Source organism: Collinsella aerofaciens (genome assembly GCF_020181355.1).
In the GTDB taxonomy this organism is placed as follows: Bacteria; Actinomycetota; Coriobacteriia; order Coriobacteriales; family Coriobacteriaceae; genus Collinsella.
Genome location: NZ_CP084004.1, coordinates 1,846,980 through 1,869,557, shown reverse-complemented (window position 1 = coordinate 1,869,557; position 22,578 = coordinate 1,846,980). Strand labels below are relative to the sequence as shown.

20 protein-coding genes are annotated in these 22,578 nt (G+C 65.6%); 6 read left to right on the top strand and 14 right to left on the bottom strand.

Features of this window, described 5'->3' with window-relative positions:
- Positions 1 to 104 precede the first annotated feature (104 nt).
- The 6 genes from metK to LCQ44_RS08090 all read left to right on the top strand — a co-directional run bounded on the left by metK (position 105) and on the right by LCQ44_RS08090 (position 8,740).
- Positions 105 to 1,385, top strand: a complete 1,281-nt coding sequence (metK, locus tag LCQ44_RS08115) for a methionine adenosyltransferase (protein ID WP_022094972.1) — start codon at positions 105 to 107, stop codon at positions 1,383 to 1,385.
- A 311-nt stretch (positions 1,386 to 1,696) separates the two neighbouring features.
- A complete protein-coding gene (gene sdaAA, locus LCQ44_RS08110; RefSeq protein ID WP_138112491.1) occupies positions 1,697 to 3,304 on the top strand; it encodes an L-serine ammonia-lyase, iron-sulfur-dependent, subunit alpha in 1,608 nt (535 codons plus the stop codon).
- A gap of 149 nt (positions 3,305 to 3,453) precedes the next feature.
- Positions 3,454 to 5,187, top strand: a complete 1,734-nt coding sequence (locus tag LCQ44_RS08105; protein WP_225093551.1) for a L,D-transpeptidase — start codon at positions 3,454 to 3,456, stop codon at positions 5,185 to 5,187.
- A 132-nt stretch (positions 5,188 to 5,319) separates the two neighbouring features.
- Positions 5,320 to 6,756 carry an efflux RND transporter periplasmic adaptor subunit gene (locus LCQ44_RS08100; RefSeq protein WP_225093550.1) on the top strand — a complete coding sequence of 479 codons (1,437 nt, stop codon included), beginning with the start codon at positions 5,320 to 5,322 and terminating at the stop codon, positions 6,754 to 6,756.
- Positions 6,756 to 7,529, top strand: a complete 774-nt coding sequence (locus LCQ44_RS08095; protein WP_161115673.1) for an ABC transporter ATP-binding protein — start codon at positions 6,756 to 6,758, stop codon at positions 7,527 to 7,529. The genes LCQ44_RS08100 and LCQ44_RS08095 overlap by 1 nt, the downstream gene beginning before the upstream one ends.
- Positions 7,526 to 8,740, top strand: coding sequence for an ABC transporter permease (locus tag LCQ44_RS08090; protein WP_161144926.1), 1,215 nt, complete (start codon positions 7,526 to 7,528; stop codon positions 8,738 to 8,740). The genes LCQ44_RS08095 and LCQ44_RS08090 overlap by 4 nt, the downstream gene beginning before the upstream one ends.
- Positions 8,741 to 8,951: 211 nt before the next feature.
- Here the strand turns inward: LCQ44_RS08090 and cobK are convergent, their stop codons facing one another.
- The 14 genes from cobK to LCQ44_RS08020 are packed head-to-tail and all read right to left on the bottom strand — an operon-like array spanning position 8,952 to position 22,548.
- Positions 8,952 to 9,725: a precorrin-6A reductase gene (gene cobK / locus LCQ44_RS08085; protein WP_161144927.1), complete on the bottom strand. Its 774-nt coding sequence runs from the start codon at positions 9,723 to 9,725 to the stop codon at positions 8,952 to 8,954.
- Positions 9,722 to 10,363 carry a precorrin-8X methylmutase gene (locus LCQ44_RS08080; protein ID WP_161145596.1) on the bottom strand — a complete coding sequence of 214 codons (642 nt, stop codon included), beginning with the start codon at positions 10,361 to 10,363 and terminating at the stop codon, positions 9,722 to 9,724. Before LCQ44_RS08080 ends, cobK begins: the two co-directional genes overlap by 4 nt.
- Positions 10,364 to 10,879, bottom strand: coding sequence for a cob(I)yrinic acid a,c-diamide adenosyltransferase (locus LCQ44_RS08075; RefSeq protein ID WP_161145595.1), 516 nt, complete (start codon positions 10,877 to 10,879; stop codon positions 10,364 to 10,366).
- Positions 10,876 to 12,375: a cobyric acid synthase gene (locus tag LCQ44_RS08070; RefSeq protein WP_225093549.1), complete on the bottom strand. Its 1,500-nt coding sequence runs from the start codon at positions 12,373 to 12,375 to the stop codon at positions 10,876 to 10,878. Before LCQ44_RS08070 ends, LCQ44_RS08075 begins: the two co-directional genes overlap by 4 nt.
- Positions 12,368 to 13,591: a pyridoxal phosphate-dependent aminotransferase gene (locus LCQ44_RS08065; RefSeq protein WP_225093548.1), complete on the bottom strand. Its 1,224-nt coding sequence runs from the start codon at positions 13,589 to 13,591 to the stop codon at positions 12,368 to 12,370. Before LCQ44_RS08065 ends, LCQ44_RS08070 begins: the two co-directional genes overlap by 8 nt.
- Positions 13,588 to 14,562 (bottom strand): adenosylcobinamide-phosphate synthase CbiB, encoded by a 975-nt coding sequence (gene cbiB, locus LCQ44_RS08060; RefSeq protein ID WP_161161406.1) that lies wholly within the window; start codon positions 14,560 to 14,562, stop codon positions 13,588 to 13,590. Before cbiB ends, LCQ44_RS08065 begins: the two co-directional genes overlap by 4 nt.
- Positions 14,562 to 15,626, bottom strand: coding sequence for a histidine phosphatase family protein (locus tag LCQ44_RS08055; protein WP_225093547.1), 1,065 nt, complete (start codon positions 15,624 to 15,626; stop codon positions 14,562 to 14,564). Before LCQ44_RS08055 ends, cbiB begins: the two co-directional genes overlap by 1 nt.
- The gene (locus tag LCQ44_RS08050) at positions 15,560 to 16,369 is read right to left on the bottom strand and encodes an adenosylcobinamide-GDP ribazoletransferase (RefSeq protein ID WP_225093546.1); all 810 of its coding nucleotides are present in this window, start codon (positions 16,367 to 16,369) and stop codon (positions 15,560 to 15,562) included. The genes LCQ44_RS08055 and LCQ44_RS08050 overlap by 67 nt, the downstream gene beginning before the upstream one ends.
- Positions 16,324 to 16,872 carry a bifunctional adenosylcobinamide kinase/adenosylcobinamide-phosphate guanylyltransferase gene (locus tag LCQ44_RS08045; RefSeq protein WP_225093545.1) on the bottom strand — a complete coding sequence of 183 codons (549 nt, stop codon included), beginning with the start codon at positions 16,870 to 16,872 and terminating at the stop codon, positions 16,324 to 16,326. Before LCQ44_RS08045 ends, LCQ44_RS08050 begins: the two co-directional genes overlap by 46 nt.
- Positions 16,869 to 18,011, bottom strand: coding sequence for a nicotinate-nucleotide--dimethylbenzimidazole phosphoribosyltransferase (gene cobT, locus LCQ44_RS08040; protein ID WP_225093544.1), 1,143 nt, complete (start codon positions 18,009 to 18,011; stop codon positions 16,869 to 16,871). Before cobT ends, LCQ44_RS08045 begins: the two co-directional genes overlap by 4 nt.
- On the bottom strand, positions 18,004 to 19,386 hold the full coding sequence (locus LCQ44_RS08035; RefSeq protein WP_225093543.1) for a cobyrinic acid a,c-diamide synthase CobB: 1,383 nt from the start codon (positions 19,384 to 19,386) through the stop codon (positions 18,004 to 18,006). Before LCQ44_RS08035 ends, cobT begins: the two co-directional genes overlap by 8 nt.
- Entirely contained in the window at positions 19,383 to 20,732 is a 1,350-nt protein-coding gene (gene cbiE / locus LCQ44_RS08030; RefSeq protein WP_225093542.1) for a precorrin-6y C5,15-methyltransferase (decarboxylating) subunit CbiE, read from the bottom strand. Before cbiE ends, LCQ44_RS08035 begins: the two co-directional genes overlap by 4 nt.
- Positions 20,720 to 21,463, bottom strand: a complete 744-nt coding sequence (gene cobJ, locus LCQ44_RS08025; RefSeq protein WP_055310656.1) for a precorrin-3B C(17)-methyltransferase — start codon at positions 21,461 to 21,463, stop codon at positions 20,720 to 20,722. Before cobJ ends, cbiE begins: the two co-directional genes overlap by 13 nt.
- Positions 21,463 to 22,548 carry a cobalt-precorrin 5A hydrolase gene (locus LCQ44_RS08020; protein WP_225094248.1) on the bottom strand — a complete coding sequence of 362 codons (1,086 nt, stop codon included), beginning with the start codon at positions 22,546 to 22,548 and terminating at the stop codon, positions 21,463 to 21,465. The genes cobJ and LCQ44_RS08020 overlap by 1 nt, the downstream gene beginning before the upstream one ends.
- Positions 22,549 to 22,578 lie beyond the last annotated feature (30 nt).

Here is a 22,578-nt window from a genome sequence, read left to right as displayed (position 1 = left end):
CGGAAAGGGTGTGAATGTTTGATTTACGCGCTATGATGTGCCCTTGCATAGAGAGCCCGGCGGAATGGTAACGGTCGCCGGGACACGTTTTTGAAAGGACAATCATGTCAGAAGAACTTCGTTCCATCCCGCCCCAACACGGGTCCTTTGTTTTTACGTCGGAGTCGGTGACCGAAGGTCATCCCGATAAGATCGCTGACCAGATCAGCGACGCCGTCCTCGACGCAATCCTCGCTAAAGAAATAGAGCTCCAGGAGCAGGGCTACATCGCCCCCAACGGCGTGCCGGCCAACGTGGAGAACGTCCGCTGCGCCTGCGAGACCCTCGTGACCACCGGCACCGTCATCGTCGCCGGCGAGATTCGCACCCAGGCCTACGTCGACGTACAGGAAATCGCCCGCGGTGTTATCCGCCGCATTGGCTACAACCGTGCCAAGTTCGGTTTTGACTGCGACACCTGCGGCGTTATGAGCCTCATCCACGAACAGTCACCCGATATCGCCCAGGGCGTTGACGAGTCCTTCGAGACCCAGACCGGCGCTACCACCGACCCGATCGACCTGATCGGTGCCGGCGACCAGGGCATGATGTTCGGTTATGCCTCCAACGAGACCAAGACCCTCATGCCCATGCCACACTACCTGGCAAGCCGCCTGGCCGAGCGCCTGGCCGCCGTGCGTCACGACGGTACCCTCGCCTATCTGCGTCCCGACGGCAAGACCCAGGTCACCGTGCGCTACGAGGAAGGCAAGCCCGTCGAGGTCACGACCATCGTCATCTCCACGCAGCACGCCGCCGAGATCGAGGACATGGGCAAGATCAAGGCCGACCTCATCGAGCACGTCATCACCCCGGTCATGGCCGCCGAGAACATGCCGTGGGACAACGCGGACATCTACGTGAACCCCACCGGTCGCTTTGTCGTGGGCGGCCCCATGGGCGACACGGGCCTCACCGGCCGCAAGATCATCGTCGACACCTACGGCGGCTACGGCCGTCACGGCGGCGGTGCCTTTAGCGGCAAGGACTGCACCAAGGTCGACCGCTCCGCCGCGTATGCCGCGCGCTGGGTCGCCAAGAACGTGGTCGCCGCCGGCCTGGCCGACCGCTGCGAAGTCGAGCTTGCTTACGCCATCGGCGTTTCCAAGCCCCTCTCAATCATGGTCGACACCTTCGGTACCGCGCATGTTGCCGAGGACAAGATCGTCGAGGCCGTAGAGAAGACCTTCGACCTGCGCCCGGGCGCAATCATCCGCGACCTAGACCTGCGTCGCCCCATCTACGAAAAGACGGCAGCCTACGGTCACTTCGGCCGCGAAGACGCCGACTTCACCTGGGAGAAAACCGATCGAGTCGAAGAACTCAAAGCAGCCTGCGGCCTGTAATTAAGAACCGCCAAGGTTTCAACGACATAAGCGCTTAAAAAAGAAGTACCGCTCCCAACCGGTACTTCTTTTTATTTAAACGGTGGTGAAGATGCTTCGATATGAGCCCACGCTGCGTCACCAGCTAATGAATTTTGCAGCACACGCGCCTCTACCATGTATCCTTAGTTCCGAGGGCTTTGGTATTTGGTCGGTCGCGAGTTCCGCACGAGCCGGAGAGCACTTAATGTGCTCTCCGTGCGAGCAGGACTGCCCGAGCAGGCGACCAAATACCAAAGCCCTCGGAACGACGGGACAAAGAAGGAGCAGCCATGGCAGGCAAGCCGCAAACACTAGCTACGACCTCGGCATTCGAGATCTTGGGCCCCGTCATGGTCGGCCCCAGCTCATCGCACACCGCCGGCGCCCTACGCTGCGCCCAAGTTGCCGCCAGCCTGCTGGAAGGCCGCATCACCAAAGCCACCTTTGGCCTGTGGAACTCCTTCGCCCACACCTACCGCGGCCACGGCACCGATCGTGCGCTCGTCGCGGGCATCCTAGGCCTCGACACCGATGACGAGAATATCAAGCAGGCCTTCGACCTCGCTCGCGAGCAGGGCCTCGAATATCACTTTGACATCAAGGGCGACGACGCCTCCATCCACCCCAATACCGTCGACATTGACATGGTAGACGACACGGGCGCCACGGCACAGGTCCGCGGCGAAAGTCTGGGCGGTGGGAAGATGCGTATCAGCCGCATCAACGGCGTCGGCGTCGACATCTCGGGCATGTACTCCACGCTCTTCGTGGCGCACCAGGATGTTCCCGGCGTACTCGCCGCACTCACGAACTTACTCGCCTACGCCCATGTAAACATCGCGTTTTGCCGTACCTACCGCACCGAAGTGGGCGGCCAGGCCTACTCCGTCTTTGAGACCGACGGCGCGCCCGACGACACCGTTATCCCCATGCTACGCAAACTCGACAATGTCGATTACGCGACCTTTATCGAGCTCCCCGGTTCTGCCTCGTCGCTCTCCCCCGGTGTCTCGGCAAAGGAGATCTTCGACGACGGCGAGCAGCTGCTCGATGCGTGCGAGGAACTGGGACTCAGCATCGGTGCCGTCATGGCCGTGCGCGAGGCGCGTCTGACCGGCGAGACCCACGCCGTCGCCGCCATGCGCCGCGTGCTCGACGTCATGCGCGAAGAGACCACAGCCCCTATCGCAAATCCGCAGCGCTCGCTCGGCGGACTTATCGGCGGCGAGGCCAAGCTCGTCGAAGCAACCCGCCGCAACGATTTGAGTGCAAGCCTGATGGGCGCCGTCCAGACCGACGCCGTTGCCCGCGCCATGGCCGTTCTCGAGCGCTCCGCTACCATGGGCGTGATCGTCGCCGCCCCCACGGCCGGCTCCGCGGGTGTTGTGCCCGGCTGCGTGCTGGCGCTCGCCGATCACCTTCAGCTCGACGACGAGCAGGTCATGGACGCGCTCTACTGCGCAGCCGCCATCGGTCTCAACCTCACCACGAGCGCCTGCGTCGCCGGCGCCGAGGGCGGCTGCCAGGCCGAGGTGGGAAGCGCCGCCGCCATGGCAGCCGCCGCTCTGGTGCAGATGCTCGGCGGCACGCCCGAGCAGGCTCTCGACGCCAGTTCCATCGCGCTGAGTAACCTGCTGGGCCTCGTTTGCGACCCCGTCGGTGGCCTCGTGGAGGTGCCCTGCCAAAACCGCAACGCCATCGGCGTGGCAGCGGCCTTTAGCTCGGCACAACTCGCCCTCGCAGGCATTAAGAGCTTGGTGCCGTTTGACCAGATGGCACATGTCATGCTCTCGGTGGGTCACGCGTTGCCGGCCACGCTACGCGAGACGGCAAAGGGCGGCATCGCGCAGGCACCGGCCGCACTTTCAGCCTGTGCAAAATGCGGTGTGTGCGGATAACGGCTAAGAACGACTCAAAGGTGGGACAAATGTCCCACCTCTTTTGAATGCCACCGTTTCCGTACCACAAACAGCAGGGCAATCGCTATAATGCAAGCCCAGTAAAAACACGATGAGCCGCAAGGCGAAATTCGAAGGATATGCATACGATGTCGCAAAACGATCGAACTCAACTGATTCCCGATCCGCAGCAGCCGAGCAGGCACGCCGGCGGCGTTCAGTCGCCGCGTCCTATCGCGCCGAGCCACGGTCAGCAGCGTGGTGCGGCAAACGCTTCTCAACGCCCGAACCAACAGCGACAGCAGCGTCAACAACGTCAGCAGCACCAGGCAAACGGCAATGCGCCCAAGCAGCCCCCCACGCACGCTCGAGGCGATCGCGGCCCCGCGCGCAAGTCCGCCGGCAACAATAAGTCGGGCAAAAAGACGACGCTCTTTGTCGTCCTGGGTCTAATCGTCATTGTCTATATCGTAGGCGTCGTAGCATTTTCGCAGGTAGCCTACCCCAACACCACCATCGCCGGCGTCGACGTCTCGTTCTCCAACGCTTCGTCTGCCGCCACCAAGGTCAACTCGGCATGGAAGCACTATAAGCTCACCGTGACAGGCGATGACTTTAGCTGGACCTATCAGCCCGAGTCCGATGAGCCCATTGTCGACGGCGAAGCTGCTGCAAAAGAAATCATCAACCACAACGAAGCCTTTATTTGGCCGGTCCGCCTTGTGGAATCCTTAAGCGGCAAGACCAAAACAACTGCTACCTCCAACGAAGTCGATCTTGATCAAGACGTCGACCTGTCCATGCTCTCCGACACCTTTGACCAAAAGAAGTTTGAGAAGGATCTGGGCGCTGCCATCGACGAGTTTAACGAGGGGCGTTCGGGCACGTTCGAGGCCAATAGCTCCTATGACGAGCAGGCCGGCAAGTTTACCGTCGAGAAGGCGCGCTCCAACGAAAAACTCAACCGCGAGCATGTCATTAAGTATGCCGAGCTCGAGCTTGCCTCGCTGGCCGAGACCGTAGATCTTTCCAAGCTCGGCAACGATGCCTATGAGCCGCTCAATGGAACGCTGACCGATGATCAGATTCAGGCCGCATGCGATGCCGCCAGCAACTTCCTGGGCGTCAACGTGACCCTCAAGCTCAACGGCGAGGATGCCGGCAAGGTTGATGGCAGCTCCGTGTTGCAGTGGATCAGCTTTGCCGATCCCGCCAACCCCACGCTCGATACGTCGCAGATCAGTAGCTGGGCAGCCGAGCTCGCCAACGGCTTTAATACCGTGGGCTCCACTCGCTGGTGGACGCGCGCCGATGGCAAGCAGTGCGCCGTCGAAGGCGGCGACTTTGGTTGGTCCATCGACAGCAGTTCGCTCGCCAAGCAGGTCGAGGACGCCATTAACAACAAGCAGACCGGCGAGATCGAGATCAAGTACTCCCAGAAGGCCGACACCTTTACCGCAAAGGGAGAGCCCGACTGGAAGGCGTATATCGACGTCGACCTGTCCGAACAGCACGCGCGCTACTATGACGAGAACGGAAATATCGTTTGGGAGGCCAACTTTATTTCCGGCAAACCGGGCGAAGACGCCACCCCCGAAGGCGTGTGGCAGATCAACAGCAACGACGGCGGCAGTACCCTGATCGGAGCCAAGGACCCCGAGACCGGTAAGCCCAAATACGAAAGCCCGGTGAGCTACTGGATGCCGTTCGAGGGCAATATGATCGGCTTCCACGATGCCACCTGGCAAAACGACAAGAGCTTCGATAATGCCGAGTCGTACAAGTGGTGCGGCAGCCACGGTTGCATCAACCTGCGCCTGGCAGACGCCAAGGCACTTCACGACCGCATCAAAGTCGGCCTGTGCGTGGTTGTCCACTCGTAGTACAACGCGCGCATTCCTACAACGTGGAACCACTGCGACCAATCTAACAGTTCCGAAAGAAACCGTCCTATGCGCCCGCCCCAACCGGTGGGCGCATATAATTATCGAGGTTCTTTCTATAAAGGAGACGCTATGCCGAATGTCCCCACGATCACCCCGGGCCCAGATGATACCGAGCGCACGCCCGAAGGTGCCACCGAAACGATTCCTCTGATTACAAACGTACATGCCGACAAGCAGAGCGGACGCACGAACGATACGGCCGAGATTTCCGATGAAGAGGCATATGCCAAGCTCAAGGCAAAGCGTGCCGAACGTCGACGCAAAAAGCTGATTCGTCGCGGTATTGCCGCCGGCGTCGTGGGTGCCATCGCGCTCACTGCCATTGTCGCAACCCTTGTTATCAATGCGCAGCCACAGGGCGCTAGCGATCCTGTGACCGACATGGCGACCGAGGGCACGTTTACCACAACGGTCGAGGCGAAAGGCCAGCTCAAACCCATTTCGTCCTCAGTGGTCTCCCCTTCTGTCGACGGAACGGTCGATTCAATCAACGTGCAGGCAGGCCAATCCGTCAACGAGGGCGACGTGCTTATGACCATTAAAAACGACGAGCTCGATCGCAACGTTGCCGAGGCGCAGCGTGCAGTTGCAGCCGCTCAAGAAGACCTCGCCAGCGCACAGAAAGCCGCAGCCGCTGCGCAGGCCACCCCAACGATGGACGATGATGGAGCTTCCGCAGCAGCTGGCATCACCGCCGCATCAGCGGACACAAACGCCGTATCGGCCGCACAGCGCAGCCTCGCATCGGCCCAGGCAAACCTCGATCAGGCGAACGCCAAGGCAGCCAGCCGTACGGTCACGGCCCCGAGCTCGGGCAGCATCGTGGAGCTCAACGCCAAGGTGGGCGCCACGGTAACAGGCGGCATGATCATGGGCGAAAGCGACACGAGCAGCGGAAAGCAGTGCATGCAGATCGCCGACCTATCTAAGATGAAGGTGACCGTGCAGGTGGGCGAAAAGGACATCGCCAAGATCGCCGTTGGACAGAGCGCCAACGTCACGTATCCCGCGTTTCCCGATATCGTGAGCCAGGGCACCGTCACGGCTATCGCGTCGGTGGCAAACTCCGATGCCGCCAACGGTGGCGGCGGCAGCGTAACCTTTAACGTCGACATCCTCATCGAGGCGCCCGACGCGCGCCTGAAGCCGGGCATGACGGCCGAGGTATCGGTGGTGACCGAGCAGCTCGACGACGTGGTGATGGTGCCGACGATGGCGCTCATGACCGAAGACGGCGAACACTATTACGTCAACGTGGCAACCGATGACGAGGGCAAGCAAACCCATCGCGTGAAGGTGGCCGTCGTGACGCAAAACGACAACGAAGCCGTAGTCGGCAAGACACAGGTCAAGCGCGACGACCAGGGCAACGAGATCAACCCCAACGTGCCGGTTACCAAGCTGCGCGATGGCGACACGCTCGTCATGGACACCGGAGCGGACGCAACGGCTGACGGCGGCTACAGCGCGGATTCGGGCAGTATGCCAGCCGATGAGGACATGTAATGCGTCCCGTTATCGACATCCGCAACGTGCACCGCATCTTTGAGAGCGAGGCGGGGTGCGCCCACATCCTGCACAACGTGAGCCTGGCGGTAGATCCCGGCGAGTTCGTCGCCATTACCGGCCCCTCGGGCTCGGGCAAGTCGACGCTCATGAACATCCTGGGCTGTCTGGACAAACCGACGGCGGGCGACTATTACCTGCAAGGGCTCAACGTGGCCGAGCTTGACGATGACGAGCTCACCGAAGTTCGCGCCCTGAGTATTGGCTTTGTCTTTCAGAGTTTCAACCTGCTGCCGCGCCTGTCGGTTATCGAAAACGTCATGCTGCCGCTGGCCTACACCAATGTGCCCCGTAGCCAGCGCGAAATGCGCGCCGTGCACGCGCTGCAGGCTGTCACGCTGCCCGTCGACCACTGGGACCACCGCATATCCGAGCTCTCGGGCGGCCAGATGCAGCGCGTCGCAATCGCGCGCGCCCTCGTCAATGACCCGCCCATCATTCTGGCCGACGAGCCGACGGGAAACCTGGACTCCGCCACTGGAGCGCTTGTGATGGAGACCTTCCATAAGCTCCAGAAGCGCGGCAAAACCATCGTGCTTATCACACACGACCCCAGCATCGCCGCCGAGGCCGACCGTGCCATGACCATCCGCGACGGTCGCATTCACGACGGCGCGTATATTCCACATGCACCGCGGACCCTGCGCAGCGCCGTAGATAGCCTGCCCATGATTTCCGCCTCCACCAACCCGCCGAAAGGAGTGGTGGCATGAGCGCCCGCGATCTCATCCAGGAAGCCCTTCACTCGCTCGAAGCCAACAAGGGGCGCAGCCTGCTCACCATCCTGGGCATTGTCATCGGCATCGCCTCGGTTATCGCCATGACTTCGCTCATCGGCGGTATCCAAAACAGCCTGGTCAACAGTCTGGGCCTCAATGCGGCACGCATGGTGCAAATCTATTCGTCGCAAGAACTCACCGAGTCGGACATCGAGAAGCTTCAAAAACTGGTGCCGCAGATAGAGCAGATCGGCATTGTCGACAGCGCGTATACCGAGTATAAGACCGGCGATAAAAGCTATACCGTCATGGCACAGGGTGTCGATAGCGACATGCTCGACGCCGTGGGGGCCAGCAAGCTCGTTGCGGGGCGTACCTATTCCCAGGCCGAGTCTCAATCAGGCTCGCGCGTGGCGCTCATCAGCCGCGGCGGCGCCGATCAGCTGTACGGCAACGAACAGGATGCGCTGGGGAAAACCATCAAGGTGTCCAACGGCGAGGTGCAGATTGTAGGCGTGATTGATGGCGGCAGCGACTCCATGGGCTCTCTCACGCTGTATATGCCACGCGAAACCATCTCAGGTCTGTTTGGCGACGAGAATCCCTCATTCCCCAGCGTGACGGCACTTGCCGCCGAGGGCACGGACATGGACGAGCTTTGTAAGACCATCGAGTCCAAGGTGCGCGCGATGAAGGGCATCGCGGAGGATGATGAGTACGACAGTGTATCGGCGACCTCCATGAAAAGCGCCATCGATGCGCTCAACTCCTTTATGGGCGCGTTCTCACTCATCATGGGTGCTGTCGCCAGTCTCTCGCTGCTTGTCGGCGGTATCGGCATTATGAACATGATGCTCACCAACGTGACTGAGCGCATCCGCGAGATCGGCATCCGCCGCGCTCTGGGCGCCAGTCGTCGCGATATCACCGCCCAGTTTTTGGCCGAGTCTTCGGCATTGTGCATCACCGGCGGTCTGCTGGGTGTCCTGATTGGCTATCTGCTGGCCTGGGCTCTTGCGATGTTTGCCGCAGGATCAGGGATTCTTGGCGAGCTCGGTGCCAGCGGGCAAATCACACCGAGCTTTTCAATCGCCACGGTGCTGCTGGCCTTCGCCGTCTCCGTCGGCATCGGCGTAATCTTTGGCTTCTACCCCGCTCGCCGCGCGGCAAAGCTCGACCCGGTGGAGTGCCTACGCTACCAGTAAGCCACCACCAACAAGTTGCGGTGAATTAGGGACTGAATACGCTATCTAGCAGCAAAAACAGACACTATTTCACCGCAACTTATTGAAGGGCTGCTTGCGCCAGTTCCGGGCGTCGTGCTCGAGCTTTTGGCGGATGACGGGCTTATACGGGTCGAGCTTGCTCGGGGCGCTCCTCCTCGCGGGTGGGAGGGCGCGCAGGCGCGGCGAGCGCCTAGCGCGCGAACTCGCGTAAAAGTGCGTCTTCCACTTCCCGAAGCGAAAGGGCCCCGCCTCCCTCGGCGGGACGGGTGACCACGATGCAGCGCGCTCCAGCGTCGCGCGCTGCGGCGAGCTTCTCAGCCGTGCCGCCTACGGTTCCCGAGTCCTTGGTCACAAGCCACTGGGCGCCCACCTGCCGAAGCATCGCCTCGTTGAGCTCGCGGGTGAAGGGCCCCTGCATGCCGATGACGTGCGACGGCGAAAACCCCGCGTCGATGCACTTCGTTATAGCACCGGGCAGCGGGAGCACACGCACGAAGAAGCGCTCCGCGAAATCGGCGACGCGCGTGTAGGGAGCAAGCTCCTTGCTCCCCGTCGTGAGAAGCGCGCGACCCGGGTTCTCGGAGAGAAAGCGCGCCGCGCAGGCGATCGACGCGACCGGCACGACGCCTTTGGGCAGCGCCTCGGCCGGGCGCGCAAGGCGCAGGCATCGTGCACCCACGGCGAGCGAAGCGGCCCGGATGTTGCCGCTTGCGAGCGTGGCGAAGGGATGCGTGGCATCGACGACGATGCACGCGCCGGAAAGCTCGCGCTCCATGTCGGCCTCGTCGAGCCTGCCCGCATGCACCTCGATGCCCGGAAGCTGGCCCAAAAGCTCGCCTCCGTACTCGGTTGCCGCGTAGGCACGGGCGGGGATGCCCGCCCCGCTCGCCCATTCGCACAGAAGGCGGCCCTCGGTGGTGCCGGCGAAGATGCGCAGCGCCGGCGCGGATGCGGGCGCCGTCACTTCGGGCCGCCTGGGCGCGTGATCTGGTAGAGCAGCGCGTTCATAATGGCGGCCGCCACGGTCGAACCGCCCTTGCGACCCCTCGCGACGATGGCCGGCACGCGTCGCGCGAGTAGCTCCTCTTTCGCCTCGACCACGTTCACAAACCCGACCGGCACCCCAACGACGAGCGCGGGCGCGATCTTCCCCGCGTCCATGAGCTCGGCGAGGCGCAGAAGTGCCGTGGGGGCGTTACCGACGGTCACGATGAGCGGACCCTCGATGCCGCAAGCTTTGTCCATGCTCGCAACGGCGCGAGTCGTGCCCGCGGCGCGCGCAGCCGCGGCGACATTAGGGTCGGCCATGTAGCACACGGCCTTGCAGCCGAGCTTTGCGAGCGCGGGCTTGCTTATGCCTGCGAGCGCCATGTTCGTGTCGGTGAGCACCGTGGCCCCTGCGCGCAGTGCGTCGAGAGCACAGTGCGCGGCGTCATGGGTGAATACGAGGGAATCGGCGTACGAGAAGTCGGCAGTGGTGTGAATGACGCGCTTCACGACGGGCTCTTCAAGCGGCGGGAACGTGCGGCCGCCGAGCTCTTCGGTGATGATCTCGAAGCTGCGCCGCTCGATGTCGCCGGGCGCCATCTCCTTGGAATCCATCTAGTACTCCACTCCTTCCCTTGCACCTATCCCCTGAGCGTAGGGGTGTTTCTCGCACCGCATCTCGGTTATGTAGTCGGCCTTCTCCACGATCTTGCGGGAAGGCGCGCGCCCGGTGAGCGCTACTTCGACGCCGCGCGCGGACATATCGAGCGCGCGGTCCACGAGCGCCTCGTCGACAAGCCCCTTCGAAAGCGCGTCGAGCGCCTCGTCGAGCACGAGCAGTCCCTCCTGCGCGCCCTCGAGCTCGGCGAGCGCGGAAGCGAGGTTCCCATCGTGCAGCTCGCGCGTCGCGGCAAGTTCTTCCGACGTCATGGACCAGGTAAACTTGTCCGACGCCTTCCCCGCGAACACGGGCACGCCGAAATGCTCGGCGAGCAGGCGCACCTCCCCGCTTTCGCCGTCTTTCAGGAACTGCACGACGACGACGCGGCGGCCTGCGGCGAGCATGCGAAGGGCGAGGCCCATCGCCGCCGTGGTCTTGCCTTTGCCGTCGCCATGATACACGTGGATCATACGCCCTCCTCGATAATGCGGTAGACATACTCCATGTCGAGCGCCACGCGCACGGAGTCGGCCAGGCGGTCGAACTCGCGCGCACGGTGATCGGCCGCGGACGCCGCGCCCACAGCACCCACGACGCTCTCGGGCAGGCCACGCATGCGCGCGAGCGAGCGCGCGAGGGCGAGCGCCACCCCCGGTTCGTCGAACAGGCCGTGGAGATAGGTTCCAAACACGTTTCCGCAGGCCGCGCCGTCTGGTTTGCCGCCAATCGTGCCCGCAGGGGCGCAGGAGACGATCGTTTCGCCGTCGTGGATCTCGTACCCGCGAGCCGTCATGCCGTTCCACACCGAGAACGCGCCTTGGGCGCCTGTGATGCGCAGCTCCGACTGGGCGAGGCGCTTTTCCTCCCTGAACACCGTACTTGCAGGGATGAGCCCGAGCCCGCGCGCGGTGCCAGCGCCTTCCCTGCCGTGCGGGTCGGAAAGCTCGTCACCCAAAAGCTGGTAGCCTCCGCATATGCCGAGCACCGGCGTGCCCGCACCCGAAAGCGCGCGTACACAGGCTCCGATGCCGCTAGCCGCAAGCCAGCGCGCGTCGTCGAGCGTGGTCTTCGAGCCGGGGAGCACCACCAGGTCGGGTCGGCCCAGATCGGTCGTCGAGGAAACGTAGCGCACGCCCACGCCGGGCACGCGCGAAAGCGGGTCGAAGTCGGTGAAGTTCGACAGATGTGGAAGGCGCACGACGGCGACGTCGATGACGCCGCGCGCCTCGCGGGCAGATAGGCGCGGCGCGAGCGAGTCCTCGTCGTCCAGGTCGAGCGTAAGATACGGCACGACCCCCACGACGGGAACCCCGCACATCTTCTCGAGCGGGGCCAAACCCGGGCGCAGGATTTCCACATCGCCGCGGAACTTGTTCACCACAAGCCCCCGCAAAAGAGCGCGATCCTCGGGCGCAAAGAGCGCGACCGTGCCGTAGAGCTGGGCAAACACCCCGCCTGGGTCGATGTCGCCCGCGAGCAGCACGGGGGAGGACACGGCGCGCGCGAGCCCCATGTTGACGATGTCGTTTTCGGCAAGGTTGATTTCGACGGGGCTGCCGGCGCCCTCGATGACGATGACGTCGTTTTCCTCCGCGAGCGAATCGAACGCCTCCAAAATCTGCGGCATGAACGCCTTCTTTCGCGCGAAGTAGTCCCTCGCAGCGAAGGCTCCCTGCGCCTTGCCGGCCATGATGAGCTGGCTTCGGTGGTCGCTTTCGGGCTTGAGCAGGATGGGGTTCATGCGCACGTCGGGCGCGATGCCGCACGCCTCGGCCTGCATGATCTGGGCGCGCCCCATCTCGAGCCCATCGGCCGTGACACCGCTGTTGAGCGCCATGTTCTGGCTCTTGAAGGGAGCCACGCGCAGGCCGTCCTGCGAAAGCACACGGCACAGCCCCGCCGCAAGCAGGCTCTTCCCCGCGTTCGACATGGTGCCCTGGATCATGATGGGCTTCGCCCTACCCACGGGTATCGACCTCCTTCGCCGAGCCTCGGCCATCCGCGCCCGCCATAGCGTCGCTGCAAGAAGCGCCGCCCCGTTCGTCGGGTTCGCCTTCGCCCGATGCGCCTTCCGCCCGAAGCGCGCGGCTGAACGCCATCGCAAGCCGGGCGTTCTCCTTGCGCGTGCGCACCGCGACGCGGCACCAGAAACGGGACAGTACCGAAAACGAGTCGCACGTGCGGACCAAAACCCCCTGTTTATACAGGCGCTCGGGGATGTCTTTCGCCGGCATGCGGACTAAAAGGAAGTTCGCATCCGACGGCACGACGGAAAGCCCGAGCGAGGAGAGCTCGTGGGAAAGCCACGCTCGCTCGCCCGCCAGTACATCGCGCGTGCGCGAGACGTATTCGACGTCTTCCAGGGCGGCGATGCCTGCGGCCTCGGCGACCGAGGAGACGGGCCACGCCTGTCCCGCCCGGCGAATCCCCTCGAGGAGTTGGGCGTTTCCGCTGATCAGATACCCCAACCGCAACCCTGCCATTCCGTAGAGCTTGGTGAACGCGGAGAGCACGGCCACATGGTGCGAACACGCGGCGCGTGCGGCCACGCTCCTTTCGCGGGCGTCGGGCGCAAATCCGAGGAAGCACTCGTCCACGACGAGCAGCGCGCCCACCTGCTCGCAGCGGCAAGCCGCGGCATCGATCACGCTGGGGTCGACGAGGCGCCCCGTCGGGTTGTTCGGATTGCAGAGGTACGCCACGTCTCCCGGCCCCTCGATCGCGCGGGCGAAGGAGGCGGGCACGTCGAAGTCGTCCGCTTCGGAGAGCGGGAACTCCTGCACGCATGCACCGTAGTACGATGCCGCCTCCGCATATTCAGAGAACGTCGGCGCGCACACGACGATGCGTTTCGGGCGCACCGCCGCAGCGAGCCGCCAGATGATGTCGGACGCGCCCGCGCCGCAGACGATAGTATCTTCGGGAATGCCCTGGGCGCGCGCTAGGGCGCGAACGAGGGCGAGGCTTTCCCTATCGGGGTAGGCGTCGATTCGAGAAAGCGACTTGCAAGCTGCGGCGACGGCGCGCGGCGAGGGGCCTGCCGGATTCACGTTCACCGAGAAGTCGATGAGATCGGAGGCGCCCCCTTCGCAACCGATGCCGAGCGATTGCGCGCTGCCCCCATGCGTACGGGCGCGCAGGATTCCCCCGGCAGCCCGGAGCGCGGCGTGGTCTTCCCTCATGCCATCGCCCCCAAGGCGAGCACGACCGCCGCGCGCGCGGCGCCGAAGACGACGAGCGCGCATACGGACGCGGCGAGCATGAGCCTTGTCGCCCGGGCGATGTCGCCCCACTCGATTTCGCGGGACGCGTCGCCTATCGTCGGTTTCTCAACGAGCTTGCCGAAATACACCGCGGGTCCTGCCAGGCGCAGCCCGAGCGCGCCCGCACACGCTGACTCGGTCTGCGCCGAGTTGGGGCTCGCATGGCGACGCCTGTCGCGGCGCCAGATGCGCGCCGCCCCGCGCGCGTCGAGCCCGACGATCGGGCACACGGCGATCATGAACAGGGCCGATAAGCGCGAGGGAATCCAGTTCACCGCATCGTCGAGGCGCGCCGAGGCGCGACCGAAGTCGATGTAGCGCTCGTTTTTGTAGCCCACCATGCTGTCGAGCGTGTTCACCGCCTTGTACGCCATGCCCAAGGGCGCACCCCCGATCATAAGGTAGAAAAGTGGCGCGATGACGCCGTCGCTCGCGTTCTCCGCCACCGTTTCCACGGCGGCGCGCGCGACGCCCTGCTCGTCGAGAACAGACGTGTCGCGTCCCACGATGAGCCCGACGGCTTCGCGCGCCGCGACAAGGCCGCCCTTCGAGAACGCGTGGGCCACGGCCAGGCTCTGGCGGCGCAGCTCGCATGTCGCGAGAACCTGATAGCTCGCCCATGCCTCGGCCACGAAGCGCAAGCCGGAGTGAACCATGCCGCAAAGATGTAGGATACCCCAGGTCAAAAGCCCACACGCAAGCGGAAGCGCCACGGCGAGCACAAGCCCTGCGGCACGCGTGCCCGCGGACGTTTGCGGGAATGCGCCTCGAAGGCGGCCTTCGGCCCACGTGATCGCGCGCCCCATGGCGACGACGGGATGGGGAAGCCAGCGCGGGTCGCCGAAGGCAAGGTCGGCCGCGAACCCGGCGGCGACGGCAAGAATCGTCATCACCGGGCATCGCCCCCCGAAGCGGGGCGAACGTCGCGAAGGCAGCGCCCATCCCAGGTGGCGGCCCATGCGCCGCCCGGCTCGGTATGCACGTCGAAATATCCCATTTTCGGGACAGCTAGCTCGGAGAGTAGCGCTTTCACGGTACCCGCGTGAACGACGAAGACGGCGCGCCTACTCCCCTGGGCGCGCTCCGATTCGCACGCCTCCCGAAACGCCGCGACGACGCGGCGGGTGAAATCGCTCTTGCCCTCGCCATGCGGGCAGCGCGTCTCGCACCAGGAGTCTACCCAGGCGTGGTAGCGCACATCCTCTTTAAGCTCGGCGGCGCTTCGCCCCTCGAAGTCACCGAAATCCATCTCGCGCAGACCGGGGCACGCCATAAGCTCCGCGTTCGGGAAGAGGATGCGAGCCGTCTGGTCGGTGCGGGCCATGCCGCTCGTGATAACACGGAACACGTCACGATCGCACGCGAGGTCGCGCAAAGCGCGCTCGCCCGCACTCGACAGGGGCTCGTCGGTGCCCGCCCCGCTGTAGCGATGGTCTTCCGTGCCCGCCGTGGCACCATGGCGCACGAAGACGACTTCCAAAGGCGCGCCCGCGCCCTGCGTCCCTCGAGGCGCATCGGCAAGGTTTCCTTTGATGACCTGGGGAATCCCGCACGTCATGCGCACGACGACGTCGGCGCGCGCAGCGAGCGCGCATCCCAGGCGCCCCGCGCGCTCGCGCCATTGGGCGTCTTCCGCACGCATGGGGACGACCCCCGAGCCGACCAAGGGCAGAATCACTGCGTCGAAGCCGATCAGCCGCTCGAGCGCCCGGTCAGCGTCGAGCGCGCGTACGAGTTCCTCAGCACGGTACGCGACACGGCCGGCAAAAGCCGCGGGCACGCCGCCCTCCGCAAGCTGCGCCGCGTCGACGAAATCGTCCGCCGCGAACCCGAGCCTTTCGCGCACGAAGGTCCTCTTCCCCGAATGCGCGCCACCTACCACGAGAATCATAGGAGCATGCCCCCCGCCACCAGCATGGCAAGCATCGCGAGCTCGGCCCATTGCAGAAACCATCCGGCCAAATCACCCGTCACCCCGCCGAAGCGGGACAGGGCAACATGGCGGTACCACGCGAGCGCCAAAAGCCCCGCCACCGCCATAAGGGCGCCGACGGCCTGAGCGCACGCGACCATCCCTGCAGCCGAAGCCGCAGCGAAAGCGCAAAGCGGCACGACGATCGCCGCGCGCTTCTTCGCAGGCGAGAGCCCCACGGCCATGCCGTCCGCCCGCGCGGCAGGCCAGCATTCTACGGCGAGCCCCGAAAGCGCGCGGGAGAACACGAGCGAGCACAGAAGTGCGAGGAACGACCCCGCCGTAAGCGGCAGCGCGGTGAACAGGGAAAACTGCAGAATAAGGTACACGACAACACCAATGACCCCGAAGGCGCCCGCCCGCGGGTCGTGCATGATCTCGAGCTTTCGCTCGCGCGGGGCCCAACTTGCAAGCGCATCGGAGGTGTCGCAGAGCCCGTCTAGGTGGATGCCTCCCGTCACCGCCACAGGCAACGCCACGAGCACGGCCGCGACGATGGTCGCGGGCGCGCCGAGCAGGTTCGCCATGTGCCCCCACGCCGTCATAAGGAAGCCTTCCGCAACGCCCACCAGGGGAAACGCGGCAAGCGCATGGGTTGATCCGAAATCGGTCCAGGCCGATTTCGGGACGGGGATGCGCGAGAACGTTCCGAACGCCGCGCCGATTGCCTCTGCTATCTTCACCTTGTAGGTCCTTCGCCTTTCATCCACACGGGAATCCCGCATACCACTTCGACTGCGCGGTCGGCCAGCGCCGCCACGCCCGCGTTCACGCGCGCGAGCGCGCGCCTCCATCCCTCGGTCCCCTCATCGTAGCGCATCCCATCGGCGAACACGTCGACGGAGACCACCACCGTATACGCAGCGGCCTGAGTGAGTCGTTCGATGCCTCCGAGCACCTCGCGCGCCACAGCGTCGGGGTCACGTGGGGACAAGCCGCCTTCCGCGAAGAGCTCGTTCGCAACCAGGTTGCCCACGTCCTCCAAAAGAAGCGTGCAGCCGCGCGGAAGCCCGGGCACTGCGGCGCCCACGTCACGCGTGCGCTCGAGGGTGGAAAACCCCTTGCCCTCGCGCATCGCCCGATGGCGCGCGATACGGCGGGTGCCCTCTTCCCCGAAGGGCTCCATCGTTGCCAGGTACACGCGGGGGCCGTCGTGCCCGAGGCACAGGGACTCGGCATAGGCGCTCTTGCCGCTCGCGGCGGCGCCGATAACGAACGTCACCGTCATTTCCCGGCCTCGAAATGCTCGTAAGCAGCCATGCCAGTCGCCGTGAACGTCTTCCCATCCCGGTACACGCGCAGCGCCGAATCCAGAAGGGGCAGATACGCCATGGCGCCCGCGCCCTCGCCCAAGTGCATGCCTGCGTCGAGGGGTGCCTTTATGCCGAGCTCGCGAAGGAGCTCCTGGCTTGCGGGTTCGCTAGATGCGTGGGTGCCCACGAGGTAGCCCAAGGCGTTGGGGCACAGGCGCACCGCGCACAGGGCCGCCGTGCAGGATATGACCCCGTCGAGGAGCGCCGGCGCCTTCGAGGCCGCGGCCCCCAGGTAGAAGCCACACATCGCCGCGATGTCGAAGCCGCCCACCTTCGAGAGCACGTCGATCGGGTCGGCGGGATCGGGCGAGTTCGCGTCGATAGCGCGCTCGACCACGTCGCGCTTGCGCGCGAGCGAGGTGTCCGAGAGCCCCGCGCCGCGCCCGACGAGGCTCCGCGCGTCCGCTCGGATGAGCACTGCGGCCACCGCCGCCGAGGTGGTCGTGTTGCCGATGCCCATCTCGCCCGCGGCGAGAAGGCGCACGCCGGCGCGGGCAAGCCCGCACGCGACGGCGATTCCGACCTCGATTGCGCGCACGGCCCCATCGCGAGACATGGCGGAGCCGTGCGCGATGTTGCCGCTCCCCCGCCGCACGTTCGCGCGCACCATGCGAGCGTCTTCTATGCCCCGGGCCATACCCACGTCGACGGGCACGACCTCGGCACCCGCGAACGCCGCCATGCGGCAGGCGCTCGTGGCCCCCTCGCACATGTTGCGCGCGACGGCTCGCGTCACGTCTTGCCCGCTTTGCGACACGCCCTCGGCAACGACCCCGTTGTCGGAGAAGAATACCGCGAGCGCACGGGGAAACTCGGCCACCTCGGCGCTCCCCTGAGCTGCGGCGATACGCGCGACGGCGTCTTCAAAGTCGCCCAATCCCCCCAAAGGATGCGCGATGGAATCCCACGCGGCGTACGCGGCGGCGCGGGCACACTCATCTGCGGGCGCGATCCGGGAGAGCGCGGCTTCGAGCACGGCGCCCGGCGCCGACGAGAACGCGCGCTCGACTTCCTCGCGGATGTAGGCAAGCGCGGTTTCGGTTGCTTCAGCCATGCCGTCTCCTCTCTGCGAACGACGCTGTGGCAGACGCGAACGCGCGCGCAACGTCGGGGTTCGCAGGATAGTACACATGCGGGAAGCCCGCAACCAGGGCCGGGGTGGTCGTCATGCACGGCCAGCCCTTGTCGCGCCGGGGCTTCTGCGCCCAGAAGTCGCCGCCCGGGCAGGTGGACTGCCAGTAGTGGAACTCGTGCGCGCGGATGCGTGTGCCGCGCGGCCCGTAGAGCCCGTAGCGTTGGGAAGTGAGCTCCACGTACCCGAAATGGGACAGCCTTCCCCCGTTCTCGCTTGCGCCCTCAAGGGCGCCCGCAACAGGCCAGCGCCGCCCCTCGCTATCGGAGATTTCGCGCTGCAGGTACAGAAACCCACCGCATTCGGCAACCGTCGGCATGCCGGATTCCACCGCACGCCGCACCGCCTCGCGCATCGGCGCGTTCTCGGAGAGCTGCCGCGCATGGAGCTCCGGGTAGCCGCCTCCCAGATAGAGGGCGCTTGTCCCCCGGGGCAACTCGCTATCACACAGGGGGCTGAAAAAGGCCAGCTCGCAACCCAGGTCCTCGAGCGCGCGCAGGTTCTCCTCGTAGTAGAACGAGAACGCCTCGTCACGTGCGACGGCGACGATGGGCCGCGCTCCCGCGATCGGCTCCAACCGGTAAGGTTCCTCGCGGATATCGGATGCCGTCGCCGCTATTTCGAGCAAGCGGTCGACGTCGACGCTCTTTTCCACCAGCTCGGCCATCTTGTCGATGCGCGCGGAGAGCTGCTCGACCTCGTCGGCGGTCACAAGCCCCAAATGCCGGCTTTCGAGCGAGAACGCATCGTCGGCGGGGATATTCCCCAAAACCGCGACACCCGTGTGCTTCTCGATCGCAGGCTTCGCGTAGGCGCAGGCAGCGGCGCTCGTCTTGTTCAGCACGACGCCGCGCACGTTCGCACAAGGCAGGAACTCGGCGATGCCGCGGATTACGGCGGCGAGCGATAAAGACGCCCCGCGCCCGTTCACCACTAAAACGACCGGCGTTTCCGTGTCGCACGCAACCTGGTAGCTGCTCGCATCGGCCACGCCGGGCGCCATGCCGTCGTAGAAGCCCATGACCCCCTCGAGCACCGCGACATCCGCGCCCGCGGCGCCGCGTGCGAGCAGGGCGCGCAGCGTCGGGGCGTCGGTGAAGAAGCCGTCTAAGTTGCCCGAGCGCGCGCCCACGACGCGACGATGAAAGAGCGGATCAATGTAGTCGGGGCCGCATTTGAAGGCCGCGCATGCAAGGCCGCGGCGCGCGAGCGCGCGCAGGAGCGCGCACGTAACGACCGTCTTGCCGCTCCCGCTCGAGGGCGCAGCGACCATGAAGCGCGGGATGGTCGTGCTCACCGGGCGCCGCCTTCCCCACCTGCACCACGCGCGCTGACGAGGAACACGGGGTTTTGCGCCTTCATAAGATGGTGCGAGCCTACAGCCTCGGCGCGGGCGGCCGACACCTGGCAAGCCTCGAACCCCTTAAAGCGCGAACCCGAGAGGAGCGCGCACGCCTCGGTGAGCGTCTCAACGGTGACGCATGGCACGCACAGGCGAACCTGCGAGTTCTTCTCGAGCGCCACCTCCACGATGGAGGGAAGCTCGCCCGCGCTCCCGCCGACGAACACGGCGTCGGGGACGGGCAGTATCGCGAGCGCTTCGGGGGCGACGCCGGGGACCGCATGCACGTTGCCGCACCCGAATGCATCCGCGTTCTCTCGGATGAGCCGCACGCCGGCCGCGTTGCGCTCGACCGCCCATACCGACCCCGCTCGCGCGACGAGCGCCGCCTCGATCGACACGCTCCCCGTGCCGGCGCCGACGTCCCACACGGTGTCGGTCGCGGTAAGGCGCAGCTTCGCGAGCGCGACGGCGCGCACCTCCTGCTTGGTCATGGGAACGTCGCCGCGGATGAAGAGCTCGTCGGGAATGCCCGAGGAAGCGTACGGCCAGCGGGAACTCGCGGCGCGGGATGCGCCCGCAGAGTCCGCCGCGGAAGAAGCCGCCGCGGGCGCAGACACGCCGGCCGGCACCTCGGAGGCTGCGCTAGAGCCCGCAGGCGACCCGGCGCCGCCTGCGAAATCGATAAGCATCACGTTCAAGTCGTCGAACGTCTGACCTGTGATTTCACTTGCGGTCGCGCAGGTGATGCGCTCGTCGGGGTACGACAGGCGCTCGGCCACCGTCACGCACGCGTCCCCGAAGCCCGCCTGCACAAGCTCGCCCGAAAGCCGCGAGGGATCTTCCCCGCCCGACGTGACGAGGAAGAGCTCACCTGCGCGCTCGGCCTCGGCCACGATGTCGCACGCCACGCCGTGAGCGCTCGCGAAGCGCCAATCCTGCCATGGACGCGCGAGGCGCGCGGCGAGATACGACACTGAGCTTATGCCGGGAATGACGCGCACGTCCACCTGCGCGTCGCCGGAGAGCGCCTCCACCAGGCGGCGCGCGCCGCTGAACAGCCCCACATCGCCCGTCATCACGACCACGGCGCGCTGCCACGACGCCGCATCGGTGAGCGCGGCGACGATGTCCGCCGTCTTCACGAGCTCGCATCTCACCACGTCGGGCGGCACGTCGATGCCGGCAAGCGCGCGATGAGCGCCGATGACCACGTCGGCGATGTCGATCGCGTCGAGCGCCGCGCGCGAGAGCAAGTCGGGGTTTCCGGGCCCCGCCCCGATGATCGTTACCTTTCGCATGGAATCTCCCGATACCCGCGCGGCGTGACCATACGGCCGCCTACGAGCTTCGTGTCCGCGTTGCCGACGAACACGGTGGTGAACATATCGGCGTCGATCTCCCCCAGCTCGGAGAGCCTGCACATGCCCGACTGCTGCCCCTCGCGCCCGATGTTGCGCACCCAGCCGCAGAGCGTGTCGGGGGCCTTCCATTCGAGCATAATCTTCGCCGCGCGTGAGAGCCTGTCGGCGCGCTTTCTGCTGCGCGGGTTGTACAAACAGATGCAGAAGTCGGCGCTCGCCACGGCGGCGAGCCTGCGCTCGATGACCTCCCATGGCGTGAGCAGGTCGGAGAGCGACACGACCGCGAAGTCGTGGGCAAGCGGGGCGCCGAGCACCGCCGACCCGCTCTGAGCCGCGGTGGCCCCGGCGATAACTTCCACGTCTACATCGGGGTAGTCCTCCGCAAGCTCCAGCACGGGGCTCGCCATGCCGTACACGCCCGCGTCGCCGCTGCACACGAGCGCCACGGCTTCTCCACTCTGCGCGCGCGAAAGCGCAAGGCGGCACCGTTCGACCTCGTGCATCATCGGCGTCGCGAGATGCGCCGCGTCGGGCACGGCGGCGAGCGCGAGCTCCACGTATTTCGTGTAACCCACAACGACGTCGGACGCCTCGAGCGCACGCCGAGCCGCAATCGTCATGCCGTCGGGGCCGCCCGGGCCGATTCCCACCACGAAGAGCTTTCCCATCACCGTTCCTTAAACGAAAGTTTAATAGTTACCTTGGAAAACGCGACGGTCACGCCGCCGTGAGCGAGCTTCGGGAAGATAAGTTTGCCCCCCTCCGCGAGCGCTGCCCGCTCGCACACGTTGTCGACCCCCACCGTCGCGCGCACGAAATCAGATGGCGAAACGCTGCCTTCGACCTGCGACAACTCCTCTGCGGAATACGTCGCAAGCGGGATATTGCGCGCGCAGCAGAAGGCGAGCAGACCCTCCTCGTGCGCCTTCACGTCGATCGTCGCCGCCTCGCGCACGGCCGAAGGCGAGATACCCACCTGCCCGCACGCGAGAAGAAACGCCTCCTCGATCGCTTCGGCGCACGCACCGCGACGGCATCCTATGCCCGCAACGATGCAGGGCACGACAAGGCGAAGCGGCTCGGGCGCAGGCGCCTGCGCCCGCACGCCCGCCGGCTTCCCCGTCTCACCGGCGGGCACGACCTCGCCCGTTGTCTCCGCCGCACGAACGGACGCACCTGCATTCGCGCCAGCGAACGGCGACACGACGATATCGGCCCGAGCGCGGTCGGACGCAATGTCAACCCCCTCAGGCGGCTGTCCCGAAATCGGCATGTCGGAATAGAGCGCCACGCGCCCGCCCGAAAGCAACCGCGCCGACACTCGCTTGATGGCCTCGGGATTCGAAACGGCGAGCCCCGCACAGCGCGCCCACGTATCCACCGCCCACACGCCGCGGACGTCGGTCGCCGTGGTGATGACGGGGATGGCCCCTGCCGCGCGTGCCACAGTTTGCGCAAGCTCGTTCGCACCGCCCAAATGCCCCGACAAAAGCGGGACGGCAAAGCGCCCCGCCTCGTCGATCGCCACAACCGCGGGATCGTTTGCCTTCGAGGCGACATGCGGCGCGATCGCCCGCACGGCGATGCCCGCCGCGCCCACGAACAGAAGCGCGTCCGACGCTTCCCACGCGAGCGCCGTCCATGCGCGCAGGTCGGCCTTCCCCTCGCCGAACCCGCGCGAAACGGAAACGTCCCAGCCAGGGTCGTCTTCACCTGTCTGCGCGCAATCGGAAAGCGCATGTGCGGTGCGCACCGCCAACGCATACCCCCTCTCAGTGAACGC